This is a genomic window from Agaribacter marinus (genome assembly GCF_030160655.1).
GTDB classification, from domain to species: domain Bacteria; phylum Pseudomonadota; class Gammaproteobacteria; order Enterobacterales; family Alteromonadaceae; genus Glaciecola; species Glaciecola marina.
This window is the reverse complement of the sequence record NZ_BSOT01000020.1, coordinates 1-13,622: the sequence shown is the minus strand read 5'-3', so window position 1 is coordinate 13,622 and position 13,622 is coordinate 1. Positions and strand designations below refer to the sequence as shown.

At 42.2% G+C, this 13,622-nt stretch carries 12 protein-coding genes; 5 read left to right on the top strand and 7 right to left on the bottom strand.

The genetic code is table 11. From position 1 onward, the window contains the following. Positions 1 to 70: 70 nt before the first annotated feature. Positions 71 to 871 (bottom strand): SDR family NAD(P)-dependent oxidoreductase, encoded by an 801-nt coding sequence (locus tag QQK00_RS20260; protein WP_284219529.1) that lies wholly within the window; start codon positions 869 to 871, stop codon positions 71 to 73. A gap of 162 nt (positions 872 to 1,033) precedes the next feature. Between QQK00_RS20260 and QQK00_RS20255 the strand changes: the two genes are divergently transcribed. Beyond that, on the top strand, positions 1,034 to 1,945 hold the full coding sequence (locus QQK00_RS20255; RefSeq protein ID WP_284219528.1) for a LysR family transcriptional regulator: 912 nt from the start codon (positions 1,034 to 1,036) through the stop codon (positions 1,943 to 1,945). 164 nt (positions 1,946 to 2,109) lie between these two features. Continuing rightward, on the top strand, positions 2,110 to 3,753 hold the full coding sequence (locus QQK00_RS20250; protein ID WP_284219527.1) for a methyl-accepting chemotaxis protein: 1,644 nt from the start codon (positions 2,110 to 2,112) through the stop codon (positions 3,751 to 3,753). A 47-nt stretch (positions 3,754 to 3,800) separates the two neighbouring features. On the opposite strand, the gene QQK00_RS20245 is transcribed toward QQK00_RS20250, so the two are convergent. The 3 genes from QQK00_RS20245 to QQK00_RS20235 are packed head-to-tail and all read right to left on the bottom strand — an operon-like array spanning position 3,801 to position 7,009. Beyond that, positions 3,801 to 4,373 (bottom strand): gluconate 2-dehydrogenase subunit 3 family protein, encoded by a 573-nt coding sequence (locus tag QQK00_RS20245; RefSeq protein WP_284219526.1) that lies wholly within the window; start codon positions 4,371 to 4,373, stop codon positions 3,801 to 3,803. Further along, complete coding sequence (locus tag QQK00_RS20240) at positions 4,373 to 6,058, bottom strand: GMC oxidoreductase (protein WP_284219525.1); 1,686 nt, start codon at positions 6,056 to 6,058, stop codon at positions 4,373 to 4,375. Before QQK00_RS20240 ends, QQK00_RS20245 begins: the two co-directional genes overlap by 1 nt. Positions 6,059 to 6,115: 57 nt before the next feature. Continuing rightward, positions 6,116 to 7,009 (bottom strand): hydroxypyruvate isomerase family protein, encoded by an 894-nt coding sequence (locus QQK00_RS20235; protein ID WP_284219524.1) that lies wholly within the window; start codon positions 7,007 to 7,009, stop codon positions 6,116 to 6,118. A gap of 470 nt (positions 7,010 to 7,479) precedes the next feature. Between QQK00_RS20235 and QQK00_RS20230 the strand changes: the two genes are divergently transcribed. Then, positions 7,480 to 9,852 (top strand): YHYH protein, encoded by a 2,373-nt coding sequence (locus QQK00_RS20230; RefSeq protein WP_284219523.1) that lies wholly within the window; start codon positions 7,480 to 7,482, stop codon positions 9,850 to 9,852. 107 nt (positions 9,853 to 9,959) lie between these two features. On the opposite strand, the gene QQK00_RS20225 is transcribed toward QQK00_RS20230, so the two are convergent. Continuing rightward, positions 9,960 to 10,379, bottom strand: a complete 420-nt coding sequence (locus QQK00_RS20225; protein ID WP_284219521.1) for a winged helix-turn-helix transcriptional regulator — start codon at positions 10,377 to 10,379, stop codon at positions 9,960 to 9,962. Between the two features lie 102 nt (positions 10,380 to 10,481). On the opposite strand from QQK00_RS20225, the gene QQK00_RS20220 reads away from it, so the two are divergent. Beyond that, positions 10,482 to 11,291, top strand: a complete 810-nt coding sequence (locus QQK00_RS20220) for an SDR family NAD(P)-dependent oxidoreductase (protein ID WP_284219520.1) — start codon at positions 10,482 to 10,484, stop codon at positions 11,289 to 11,291. 180 nt (positions 11,292 to 11,471) lie between these two features. After that, a complete protein-coding gene (locus QQK00_RS20215) occupies positions 11,472 to 11,888 on the top strand; it encodes a helix-turn-helix domain-containing protein (RefSeq protein ID WP_284219519.1) in 417 nt (138 codons plus the stop codon). A 108-nt stretch (positions 11,889 to 11,996) separates the two neighbouring features. Here QQK00_RS20215 and QQK00_RS20210 read toward each other — a convergent pair whose 3' ends face one another. Next, entirely contained in the window at positions 11,997 to 12,752 is a 756-nt protein-coding gene (locus QQK00_RS20210; protein ID WP_284219518.1) for an isocitrate lyase/PEP mutase family protein, read from the bottom strand. A 376-nt stretch (positions 12,753 to 13,128) separates the two neighbouring features. After that, positions 13,129 to 13,380 carry a YciI family protein gene (locus QQK00_RS20205; RefSeq protein ID WP_284219517.1) on the bottom strand — a complete coding sequence of 84 codons (252 nt, stop codon included), beginning with the start codon at positions 13,378 to 13,380 and terminating at the stop codon, positions 13,129 to 13,131. Positions 13,381 to 13,622 lie beyond the last annotated feature (242 nt).

The following is a 13,622-nucleotide window of genomic DNA, read 5'->3' as shown; positions in this document are numbered from 1 at the left end:
AAATCCTCTTCTGAAAATACTGTTACCGTTAGTTACTGTCGCTTAAAGCGTAAGCGACGTTCTCAACTGATTATTTGCCTATTAACGCTTGTATGACGGCAACAAGCCGATTGTTTTTTTCATTGTCTAGAGCGTCCGGATGCGGGCTTGCCCAATCACCAATATCGTTATCAAAATATTTGCCTGATACGCTTGAAAATTCGCGACTTGTAGCGGCACGCTCCAATACTTTTGCGCCAATATGCAGGTCTTTTCCCTCTGACCCATATGCTTCCTTTACCATCTTACTGCCAAGAAATGAGGCTGGATTTACTGCAATCATCGCTGGGCCTGAATCTCCAAGTATATTGGCTAGTTGAAATGTCCACATCGTGATAGCGAGTTTGCTCTGTGCATAAGCTGCACTATCAGACAACATCAGTTTTCCTCTCAATGCGTCTAGGTTGACACTCGCTTGAGCGGCAGACGAAAGGTTGATTACGCGCCCCTGAGCGCCTAGCATTTTTAGCAAGCGTTGAGTTAAGACGTAGGGCGCAATCGCGTTTACCATGAAACGAATATCAATCCCCGATTGAGTGCGTGACAATGGCGTTTTAAAAACACCCGCATTGTTGATAAGTACATCGATGCTTGAAAATTTTTCAGCGACGTCTGAGGCTAACTCTTCGACCTCTATTAAATTGGATAGATCAGCGCAAAAAGTTTCAACCTCCACCTCACGATTCAATCGAGACAAGTCACCCTTTACGCTGCCCAACTTAGATGCACTGCGCCCATGTATGAGTAATTTGTGCCCTTGCAAAACCAATAATTTTGCTGTTTCGAAGCCGATGCCGTCAGTAGCCCCTGTTAATAAAATTGTTTTCAGCATGATTTATTCTTAACCTTTTTGGATGCCACTTAACTCGCAATCTGCTAGCTATATCAGCGATGTGATGGACACGTATTCTGTCTTAGGCACAGACTAATATTTTTGATTTCAAGTATAAACAGGTCAATAATGAAATCAGAATTCGGATTTTAAGGATAATCAATGGATACTAAGGGCATTAGGCTTTTTATCTTGGCTGCCGAAACGTTGAACATAAGTGCTGCCGGCCATCGACTCGGTCTCGCACCGTCAGTAGCCAGTGCTCGTCTCTCAAAATTGGAAATTTACTTAGGTGCTGATTTGTTTCATCGTTCGACCAGAAAAGTCACCTTATCCATCGAAGGGAAAGAATTTCTCCCATACGCAAAAGAAATCATCGCGCAAGAAGATAGTGCGTTGGCAGTGCTTGGTCACGAAAGTAAAAAGGTGAGCGGCACGCTAAGGTTTGCCGCTTCCAGTACATTTTCTCAACTTTTTATTGCACCAATCTTGCCGGAGTTTTTAGAACGCTATCCCGACGTCAACGTAGAACTTAAATTATCAGATACACGAGTCAGTCTCATTGAGGGTGGGTTTGATCTGGCATTGAGGAATTACGCAGTTGAAGACAGTAGCTTAATTGGCAGAAGGTTAGCAAACGATACTCGAATACTCTGCGCATCGCCTGCTTATGTTGAAAAACACGGTGAGCCCAAAACCCCCGCAGACCTGACTCATCATCAGTTACTAAGTTTCATGCATACTAAACCAAGAAAAATGATAGCTAATGAGGGAGAATGTGATTGTACATTTCCCCCACCCAATGCAAAGCCTAGGGTAATATGTGATGACGGCGCAAGCATGCGCATAGCAGCTAAAGCTGGTGTCGGAATATGTATGAGCTCAATCTGGAATGTATATTCAGAATTGAAACAAGGTTCGCTGGTTCGCGTACTACCTAACTATCGCATCGACGACAATGCCGCAGTTTGGTTGGTATACCCAAAATCAAATGTATTAACGCCTAAAGTCCGAGTATTCATAGACTACTTATTAGAGAAAATAGGCAACCCTCCTTTATGGGAAAATACATAGTAATAAGGATTTACTCTAATACACTTATCACTCTCCTCATAAGGTCAATTTTAATTCAAAAAAATTAAGAACTTGTCGATACCATTAGTGATCACAAAACGTTTGGATATTTGAGGCTTACATTCGGTAAAGCAAAAACGTTAACGCTTATTAAGGGTAATACATTGTTTAATTTTAATTCGCTAACAATTGGGAAGCGCTTGGGACTCGGTTTTGGTTTCATTCTGATAATGATGTTGCTGGTCTCTATATTCGGGATAACTAAAGTAAACCAAATAGAAGATGTGCTTCATAAGATAGCAGAACAAGACTCTGTCAAACAAAAATATGCAATTATCTTACGTGGTAGTGTGCACGATAGAGCAATTACCTTGCGTGATACGGTATTGACTGAAGACAGTGACGAATTGGACAAGTATCTAAGAGAAATTGATACCTTAGCTGATGCATACAAGAACGCCGAAGACGAAATAAACAAACTATTGAGTGAAGGGCATTTTTCAGCCAATGAAAAGCAAATGGTACAAGCCATCGCCGACACCCAAGCGTCTACCTTACCACTCGCTGACTTAATAATTGAGCAACGTAAAGCAGATGATATTGAGCTAGCAAAAGATTTGTTACTAGACGATGCAAGGCCGGCATTCAGTGATTGGTTAGCCGCAATCAATGCATTCATCGATTATCAAGATAAAGAAATTGCCATGTCGACGCCAATAGCACGAAAACTTGCCGCAACCTTCCAATCATTAATGCTTACAGCAACGCTCATCGCTATTATCGCCAGTACAGTCATTGGTTTGCTTATTGTCCGAGGCTTATACAAATCATTGGGTGCAGAGCCAATTGACGCGGCAAACACTATTTCTGTCATTTCTGATGGCGATCTTACCCAAGAAATTTGCACAAAAATTAAAGGGAGTATGGTGTCTCATATTGCAGATATGAATAAAAAACTACGTGATATTGTCGCAAATATCGTTGATGAGTCTCGGAAGCTAACAGAGCAATCATCCGCCGTTGCAGACAGTTCAGAAACAGTGACTGAAGCCGCAAAATGTCAAGCAAACTTAACTAACCAAACAAATGAAAGCCTAACAATGATGCGCTCTCGCTTACTTGAAGTCGCAGACATTGCACAAATGACGCAAGAAAACTCAGTGCACACAACAGACTTCTCAAAACAAGGGAAAGACACGATTCAAAAAGGCGCAGATGAAATGGAGCTCATCGCTGAAACAGTGAACTCTACTGTAGATCAGGTTCGCAGATTAGAAGACACCACAAAGGAAATTGGTAACATTGTCGGCGTGATCACCAGCATCTCGGAACAAACAAACTTGCTGGCATTAAATGCGGCCATTGAGGCTGCACGTGCAGGCGAAAGCGGCCGCGGATTTGCTGTAGTTGCTGATGAAGTTCGTCAATTGGCCATGCGCACAGGCGAAGCGACAGATCAAATTGAAAATATGATTAAACAAGTACAAAGTGAAACCGCGGCATCTGTGCAAGCCATGGAGCGTACGCAACCTATGGTTGAAAATGGCCGTTCATTAACACAAGAAACAACAAACCTTCTGCAAGAGATTGAATCGCAGGCCGAAAAGTCAATGGCGAACGTAAAACGTGTTGTCGCAGAAACATCGCAACAAGTGGCATCTATTGAAGAAATCACCACGTCGATGGCACAAATAAATGATATGTCTCAGCAATCAATCGACAATCTAGAAGAGAACATCAGCTCGACACGCCGCTTAGATCAAATATCTAATAAACTCCGCGAAAACGTGAGTTACTTTAAACTGTAGTTGCCAACGAATAAGCCTAACTGTAAATCACTACAAAGTGATCGCAGTTAGGTAGCCCACGCTTTATCACCTTTTTTATACGGAAAATGTCCATCATACCTTCCAGGCACAGCAACAAACCTCAAAACTTCCATCGCGCCAACTTTAGAAGTAAAAAAGGTAAACAGTACTAATTGTTTGATCAAGGTAAATGGGTGAGCTTTCAATTTTTTATCCTGCCACCGTTTTTTGTTTATGCTTGTCGCTTTTGCATCAATTGGCGTAAGTAAATCTAAGCGCTGTTGGCTAGTCAATTGCACAAACCCTTTACCATGGCTTTTCTGCGCTAGCTGCTGAATATCCTGCAAGCCTTGATTAAAGAGCGTTTGTTCTTCGAGTGTAAAACAATCCGCGACAATGATTGCCATCGTCGCCGCAACATTCACATCTTTAGCGCCCGGTGTATCGGTTCTGGGAATAATCGTATCCGCAATTTCGTTAATCAGCCCTAAGTCATCACTCGTATACCCCGTATCTTTTAATGCTGATGCTCGCGTCGGGTCCCAAGCAAGTACATTGCGACTAATCAGTGCAGTACCCGTGGCTGCTGCGATCATTTTAAGTAAATCACGCCGTTCCATTACAAATTCCCCTTCTTCAATTCTGCTACCGCAAAATCCGCAGCACGTGCAGTTAACGCCATATATGTCAGTGAAGGATTTACGCACGATCCTGAGGTCATACAAGCACCATCCGTGACAAATACGTTGAGGGCATCCCACACCTGATTACGCGCATTTAGCACCGACGTTTTTGGATCACGTCCCATCCGAGCAGTACCCATTTCATGAATACCCTGCCCCGGTGCATAGCCAGAATCATATGCCTTAACATTCTTAAACCCGGCCGCTTCGAACATTTCGACAGCATCCTGCGTCATGTCTTTTCGCATTAACTTTTCGTTATTCTTTAATTCCACATCCATTTCAAGCACAGGCAAGCCCCATTTGTCAGTCACCTTGTGGTTTAAATAAATCCGGTTACTATGATAAGGCAGCATTTCTCCAAACGCTGTCATACCAATTCGCCAATCACCGGGTTCACTAACGGCATTTTTTAAATCGGCGCCAAGCCCTAATTCAGCCACGTTTCGTTGCCACCCTTCCCTGCTTGCACTGCCTTGATAACCAAAACCTCTGAGATACTCTCGCTTATCGTCCCCCCAATTACGAAACCTTGGAATGTAAAAACCACTGGGACGGCGACCATAGGTATATTTATCTAAATATCCTTCAACGCTTGCAGACGCACCCAACCTAAAGTGGTGATCCATTACGTTGTGCCCAAGCTCTCCGCTGCTACTACCTAAGCCACCTTCCCAGACATCAGTTGCAGAATTCATTAACAACCATGTTGAATTAAACGACGATGCATTTACAAAAATAATTTTACTTTTGAATTCAATAGATTCATTCGTTTGTGCATCAATAACAGCGACACCGCTTGCACGTTTTTTGTCTTTGTCATATAGAATCTCAGACACAATAGAAAATGGCCTAACGGTCAGATTTCCGGTTTTCATTGCAGCCGGTAAGGTAGACGACTGCGTACTGAAATACGCACCGAATGGACAGCCTAACCAACACTTATTACGATATTGACAGGCAGTGCGGCCCTCCGTTGGTTTAGCTTCCGTCATGTTGGCAGTGCGAGCAGGAATTAAGTGGCGACTTCCCTTGTAAGTATCTTGAATACGTTTTGCAGCATCCACTTCCACGCAGTTGAGCGACATTGGTTTTTGAAACTCGCCATCAGGTAATACATCTAGCCCATTCTTACTGCCATTAATCCCAGCAAAACGCTCAACATAATCATACCAAGGAGCCAAATCTTCGTAACGAATAGGCCAATCAACAGCAATGCCTTCTTTTGCATTCGCAAGAAAATCTTCTTTATTTAAACGATAACTTTGCCTTCCCCATAATAGAGATCGGCCGCCGACATGATACCCTCGAAACCAATCAAAACGCTTTTTCTCAACATAGGGGTTGTGTTGTTCATTTGCCCACATGCCATTAGTTTGTTCATTTAATGGGTAGTCGCGTTTTAATACTGGGTAATCTTCTATCATTTCTTGAGTGCGTCTGCCGCGATGCGGATAGTCCCAAGTTTCTTTAAATGCATTTTTGTAGTCTTTAATATGCTCAATGTTTTTTCCACGCTCAAGCATTAGCACTTTGAGCCCTTTTTCTGCCAACTCTTTGGCAGCCCAACCGCCACTAATACCTGAACCAACTACAATTGCATCGTACTCGTTTGCTGCCATAACTTACCGCTCACCTATTACTTACTTTAGATTACCTAACTTCACTAACCAATTTAACTACACATCACAAATATGGATTGCTTCACTTAGCGATGTGTTTTTACCCTCTGTACTGCTTGGCGTAGGCACAAACTCTTGCGCTAAATAGCCAGTAAACCCCGTTTTTACGATTGCTTTGGCTATCGCTGGATAAAATAGTTCTTGCGTGTCATCTATTTCATTTCGACCAGGTACGCCCGCCGTGTGGTAGTGGCCAAAGTACTGATGATTGTCTTGAATAGTACGGATAATATCGCCTTCACTAATTTGCATGTGATAGATGTCATAAAGCAATTTGAAGTTTGGAGAATGTAGCGCTTTACATAACGCGATACCCCATGCTGAGTTATCTGCCATATAGTCAGGATGATCAATCTTACTATTGAACAATTCCATTTGAATAATCACACCACGTTTTTCAGCATGCGGCATAATGCGCTTTAAACCAGCAAGTGCATTTTTTAAGCCCTGCTCAGTTGACATGCCACGTGCGTTACCACTAAAACAAATGAGGTTTTTGTATCCTGCGTCTGCCACCAAATCTATGTGCTCAAGGTATCGCGCCTCAAGTTCATCATGCAGTTGAGTATGAATAAATCCATCTTCTAGTCCTAATTCTGCGCCATTACACATAGACGAATCTACGCCATGTTTTTTGAGAATAGGCCAATCATCAGGTCCAACTAAATCAATGGCCGAAAAACCAATCTTCTTTACTAATATACACAAGGCGTCTAGTGATAAGTTGCCATACGTCCAGCGGCTAACACTGTGGTGAATATTGCCTTTAAGTGTTTTATGACTGCTCTCAACACCTGAACTTACGTTATTGCTAAGTGCGTTGGCGGTCAGGGAGGCGCTCACACCACTCAGTGCCAATCCTTTCAATATATTACGTCTGTAGTTATTCATCACTTCATCTCAATATGATTTACCTAGTGAAACCAACGCCTTCTAACACTTCTGCCATTAGTAGTGTTAAAGCATTGTAAACATCTAGTTATAAAATATACAAGCAAGCAATATAACTAAGCCTTCAGCAAGTAAAAATTACGAAATACATTATTGATTGTAATAATTTTGGCAAGGCATGAAATTTTAATCATCGCAAGGCCAAGCGTCATTGCCACAAATGTCATTTATTCATTTATATAAACGTTAAATAACTGACACTTGCTCGCCGATAAGAAAGTTATCTTTACGCAACATTTACAATGCAATGACAGTCTCTTGAAAAATAATAGTAGATACTTAGTAGATGAGCATCCTTGCACTTCTGAACTGCTGACCTCCTATCGGTCAGTGCACATACAGCAATGTAAAAAGCATGTCGTACCCAATGCAGAGCACATTGCGCGGACAATCATAGAGGTAGATTTACTATGACTACATATAAAATTCTCAGTTTACTCATTTTGCTAATAACCGTATATGGCTGTGGTGGTGGCGGAAATAGTAATAGCAACAATGACTTGCCTTCACAAACACCTACAACCCCCTCTTCTCCTGTAGACGAAGACACTACTGGTAACGAAAGCTCAGGCACCGATGACACAGGAAATGATGACACAGGAAATGATGACACGGGAAATGATGACATTGTAGATGACAACACGGGTAACGAGACAAATGTCGACGACGACACAAATACCGGCAATGACTCAACAAGCGGCGATGAGAATACGAATACCGCAATTCAACCAAACATTCTGCTGATTATTTCAGATGACCAAGGATTAGACGCGTCGGCACAATATACCCACGCCAGCGATATACCTAACACACCTAACCTCAATCAACTGGCGGCAAACGGCATTACATTTGAGAACATGTGGGCTACACCGGCATGTTCGACTACACGCGCAACAATGATAACTGGCAAATATGGCATCAATAATGGGGTGACTTCCGTCCCCGGAAACTTATCCAGCGAGCATGAAATCATTCAGCAATATCTAAAAAATAATGAGTCGACTGAAAACTATGCGTCAGCCGTCTTTGGAAAATGGCATATTGGTGTTGGTGCAAGCGATACTCACCCAAATGACCTAGGGATTGAGCATTACGCAGGAAACTTACAAAATGTCTCGGATTACTACAACTGGCAACTGACGATTAACGGCAACACCGAAACAAATGAGCAATACCACACAACAGCGGTCACCGATTTAACACTCTCTTGGATAAATCAACAGACAAACCCATGGTTTGCTTGGGTTGCATACTCTGCGCCGCACACCCCGTTTCATCTGCCTCCGCAAGATCTGCATAACCGAGATTTACTAGGTACAGAGGAAGATATCGATAATTTCCGCCGAGAATATTATTTAGCAGCAATAGAAGCGATGGATGCCGAGATTGGCCGTTTACTAAATACCATGCCAGCGGAAACTAGAGAAAACACAATTGTGCTGTTCATTGGTGACAACGGCACACCAGCAGGTGTTATTGACGAGTCGGTTTACAGTAAAGCGCAGAGTAAAGGTTCTCTCTATCAAGGCGGTATAGCAGTGCCTTTTGTTGTGTCTGGCAAAGGTGTCACGCGACAAAATGCCCGAGAAACGGCGCTTGTGACGGCAACGGATTTATATGCAACGATTGGACAACTAGCAGGCATACCGACAACAAACATTTATGATAGCCAAAGCTTTGCCCCTCTCCTTTCTAGCGAAGAGGCACACATTCAAGATTACATTTATACAGAATACGAATCAGAAGATACAAGCGGTTGGGCGGTAAGATCACACTCGCATAAGTTGATTCAATACGAAGATGGCACACAAGAATTGTTTGCGCTAACAAATAACCTCGAAGGTAGCGACAACTTAATAGACAACAATGAAAGCTCAACTGAACGTCAAACACTGAGTAATTTTGCCGGTTTAATTGTCGGCGACGATCCCAATGCGTCAAGTCCGCTGGATATCACCAATGCCGTCTTAAACAACACGAGTAAAAATTGTGCAGATTACGTAGAAAAGTACACGTCAACCGTAAACGACGTGAATAATGGCGCAATTTTTTATGGCGACTTACAAATCGCTATTGTTGGTGACAAATGTGTATTTAATACCAATGCGATTCCAAACCATGATTTTAATGACGGCGGAAACGCCTTCCCAAATGATGTCAGTGAACAAAATGACCAGTTTGAAGTAACGACCAACCCAACACAAAATACCGAAACAACCGACTTATCGTTGCGGGTTGACAATGCCATTATGCTTAACGGCGTCAAAGTAGATTTGTTGGCGGCGGGTTGCTTTGGTATCGGCAACGGTAAAGTAGGTTGCAATGATATGTCGACACCTTGGCGTTACGATCCTATGCATGCCGCTAACGGTTTTAACGTTGACAGTCATAATGCACATGCACAAGGCGACGGTACCTATCATTATCATGGTTCACCGATGGCGTTGTTTTCTGATGACAATGGGCAAGCATCTCCTGTTGTTGGGTTTGCTGCTGACGGCTTCCCAATATATGGCTCTTACTTTGACGACAATGGTGTTATCAGAAAAGCACTACCGAGCTACCGTTTAAAAGCAGGAAACCGTCCCACTGGTGACGGGCAACCGGGTGGCACTTATGACGGTGCATTTAGAGATGATTACGAATATGTAGATAATCTAGGCGATTTAGATGAATGTAATGGCATGACAATAAATGGCGCATATGCATACTTCATTACCGACAATTATCCCTATGTATTAGCGTGTTTTAGAGGAACGCCGGACGCTAGTTTTAATAAGTAACAGTGAAGCAGAAAAGATCATCGGCTCGATAGATTATAAACATTTCCAATTTATACCGACATGGACGTCGTTGCTTCATCTAGATTGCTATTGATTAGCCAGTCACACTATTTGTCAGCGTTTAGATTCGCTTTTCTTTGCGCAACGCCACCAACCATCTGCTCTATCTTTTCGGTGGATACGCGCATCCCTTTTACGTTTGCCAAGCTCCATTGCATCAATACTAGTATTGGTTGTCGCAATTCCTCAGCCGCATTGGTAGGTTTATACTCATAGCGCTTCGGGTTTGTTTGATACATTCTCTTATCAATTAATTTTAACTCTTCCAAACGCTTCAAACGATTCGATAGAATATTTGTTGAAATGGCTTCGCTAGATTCTAGAAATTCTTGATACTGCCGCTTTTTAAAAAACAGCATATCCCGCAAGATTATTAGTGACCATTTATCACCCAGTAAATCTAGTGCGCAGCAAAGTGGACAAGAAGATCGAAACTCACCTTCAACAAGCTTCAGTAAATCAGACATATATAAACCTCAAATAATGACTTGCATTTTACAACTCACTTGCTAGCATGTCCACTAACTTGCATTATGCAAGTCACCAATTTGATTAATGGAGAACATGTTGTGACAAACAAAATAAAACAAAAATATGGGCCATGGGCCCTTATTACGGGCGCATCGTCAGGAATTGGTGCCGAATTTGCGAATCAATTAGCTGGCCAAAAAATGAATCTAATCTTAGTCGCCAGAAGGGAGGAGCGATTGAAAGCACTAGCAGATAAACTAAGCACTACGTTTAACGTGCTAGTCGATATTATTGCTGCCGATTTAACTAAACAGGAAGACCTGCAACGTATTAAAACTGCATCGAATGAACGAGAAGTGGGCTTGTTAATTAATAATGCTGGAGCAGCCTACCCCGGTGCATTTTTAAAACAATCTCTCGAAAAGCGTCAATCGGTAATCGATTTGAACATTAAAGCCCCTATCGCCTTAACCCATCACTTTGCGGATAAAATGGTGGAACGCAAGCGCGGAGGCATCATCTTTGTGTCGTCAGTGGCAGCACATATGGGCGCACCCTATATTGCAAGCTACGCAGCAACTAAATCATACTTATTGTCGTTCGGTACCGCCTTAGGTTGCGAATTGGATAAGCACAATGTTGATGTAACGACTATATTGCCCGGCCCAACTCGTACTGAAATGATGGAAATGGAAGGCGTCGATACCAGTAAAATGCCAGATATGTTTATGGAACCATCTTCCGTTGTTAATGTAGGTTTGAATGCACTCGGAAAAAAGACATTTGTCACGCCCGGCGCAATGAATCGGATGATGGGTTTCATGATGTCGAGAATATTCAGTAAGCACTTTGCTCAAAAAATGTTTGGCGGCATGTTGTCCAAATCCATGGACAAGTCTTTAGTGTAATTGCCTTGTGATTTATCGACAAACATTCAAACTGGTGATTGTAAAGCGCCATATTCATTGTTGTTGAAATAACAGTGTTTACCAAATATTGTTACTGTCGGGCAAGTGTCATGTTTAAGTCGTGGCCGACACTAAGGTAATTCATGGAAAATTTCTCCAACAGATTGGCGAGGGCTATTGATGATTGTTAAAAAGTTGAGAATGAAACGTAGTTGGTCTCAGGAGCAGCTTGCGGAGTTTTGCGGGCTTAATGTTCGTACGATTCAACGCGTTGAATCAGGCAACAAGGCTAGCATTGAAACGCTTATGTGCCTCGCCTCTGTATTTGAAGTTGATATATCAACATTAACAGAGGAAATTACTGTGATAGATAAAGGTTCGGAAGATTGGAAAAAGCTACCTTGGTGGTTCAGAATGTCACTAGCAGGTTCGCGCTCTAAACGCTCTGCAACAATAGCAGAGTTTATAATGATCTTACTCGGCTTTGTGAGCTGGATAGTGATTGAGCCTGATACCTTTATAACGCCGTTTATTTTTCTTTTTGCCTATTTGATGAGCTGGATAAACCGATACGGCGACGTTAAACAAGTATGGTAATTGGCATACAAAAAGCAGCTGTTTAACAGCTGCTGTGGACGAAGTTTTAGCCTTTTCGCATAGCAACTTCCCTGTAGCCGCACGCCTTCATTGTAGGCATGAATACGCTTATTTCATAAAATAACCATTCATTTTGTCATAACTGAGCGTAGACCCCTTAGGGAGTAAGTGTTGGTAAGCGGAGAGATAACTATTAGGACCAACACTAAAACGCGCGACATTTATATCCGAAAAATACGCCAAAGCCGTCTGTAAATTTTCCACCATTAGATTAATCGGCATGTTTACTGAACTGACTATCTCAGACACCATAGTTGCATTGTTAAGACCAGGCACAAAGCCGCCATGTGCGCCGCATCGTAAATATTTTATAAGGCGCTCAATCGTCATGTTAAGCGCCGCTCTTTCAACCGTCAGCGAACGTAAAAATACGTCTGTCCTTGCATTTATAAACAATGCCCCCTTGGTGCAGGTAGCGATGGCGTCAATCTTAGCGATGAGCAAATCAGGTGCTTGCGAACCGTCTTCAATATTGATCCCCGCAACACCAATTTCCACTAAGGCCTTACATGAATCTGCTACCTTTTGTGGAGAATCTGAATATCCACTTTCAATATCGACGCTCAATGGCACTTTTGCTACATTTTGAATCCGCTCAATAGCCATAAGCAATTCGTTAAGTGGCAGTTGGCTGCCATCTGCATATCCTAAAGACCACGCAAGAGAAGCACTACTTGTTGCTAGCGCATTCGCTCCGTGTTCTTGGACAATACACGCGCTGCCCGTGTCCCAGACGTTATTGAGAATAAGAGGTGTAGATTGGTGATGCAGTTGCTTAAATTGTTCAAAGTTTACATTATTCATAGTGTTCTCTATGTCGCAAAAGAACACTAGTGTAATAGTTACGAAAATAGAAACACGTCGTTATCGGAACTCATAATAGAATTAGGCAGTAAATATTTCTTGCGCTAGTAAAAATAAAAAAGAAGCCGCATTCGTCAATATGATTTAACTCCGCTTGTATTCCATTATAAATATCACTGAAGTTTCCTAACATGGGGTAGTACTCGGGCATTGCACAGGTTGCTTTGACTGTTGGCATCAAGCGGTAAGCAATCTACTAAAATTCAGCCCAGCAAATAGATTCACATCATTATTTTGCGTTCGAAACAAATGAATAGAAATTAAAACGTGTAGTTATTTTCAGATAGAAATACTTCAACTAGCGCAACGTAAAGAGTTAGGTATTACTTGAGGTGCTATTCACCAAAAATGCTAGACGCGAGTCTGACTTTTTAGGCGTTATTTCCACTATTTCTGCACATACGACCTTCTCAACAACAAATGGGTCTTGACTTACTCTTTGTTCCAGAGCTGCCTTCGATTCACCATGAGCTAAAATAGCCCCTCCCGCGCCTGATTCAATAGCTCCAACGAGTAAGAAAACCTTGTCTTCAAATCCCTGTTTTATCCACCGATTATGAGCGTTCATAAATTCGCCAGCTTTCTCTTTATTTTGCGAAAATAATAAATTTACGATGTACATTTTAAGCCTCTTTTTTATACAGTTAGTTGAAAAGTGGTTAAAACCCCGTAGGATTCTTCAAAAACAATTTGGCCACTTCAAGTGTAAGCCGATGTCCCTCGGCAATTTCTTTTGCATCCCGCTTATGTAATCATCCCATTTTCAGTAGCCTAAATTCCTAGAATAATTACGCTGCCTGTAAAATAGTT

Bases quoted from the DNA above. Each gene is read 5' to 3' on its own strand.
- QQK00_RS20215 (WP_284219519.1), top strand. From the start codon at position 11,472: ATGATTGTTAAAAAGTTGAGAATGAAACGTAGTTGGTCTCAGGAGCAG.
- QQK00_RS20245 (WP_284219526.1), bottom strand. From the start codon at position 4,373: ATGGAACGGCGTGATTTACTTAAAATGATCGCAGCAGCCACGGGTACT.
- QQK00_RS20210 (WP_284219518.1), bottom strand. From the start codon at position 12,752: ATGAATAATGTAAACTTTGAACAATTTAAGCAACTGCATCACCAATCT.
- QQK00_RS20205 (WP_284219517.1), bottom strand. From the start codon at position 13,380: ATGAACGCTCATAATCGGTGGATAAAACAGGGATTTGAAGACAAGGTT.
- QQK00_RS20260 (WP_284219529.1), bottom strand. From the start codon at position 871: ATGCTGAAAACAATTTTATTAACAGGGGCTACTGACGGCATCGGCTTC.
- QQK00_RS20255 (WP_284219528.1), top strand. From the start codon at position 1,034: ATGGATACTAAGGGCATTAGGCTTTTTATCTTGGCTGCCGAAACGTTG.
- QQK00_RS20230 (WP_284219523.1), top strand. From the start codon at position 7,480: ATGACTACATATAAAATTCTCAGTTTACTCATTTTGCTAATAACCGTA.
- QQK00_RS20235 (WP_284219524.1), bottom strand. From the start codon at position 7,009: ATGAATAACTACAGACGTAATATATTGAAAGGATTGGCACTGAGTGGT.
- QQK00_RS20240 (WP_284219525.1), bottom strand. From the start codon at position 6,058: ATGGCAGCAAACGAGTACGATGCAATTGTAGTTGGTTCAGGTATTAGT.
- QQK00_RS20225 (WP_284219521.1), bottom strand. From the start codon at position 10,379: ATGTCTGATTTACTGAAGCTTGTTGAAGGTGAGTTTCGATCTTCTTGT.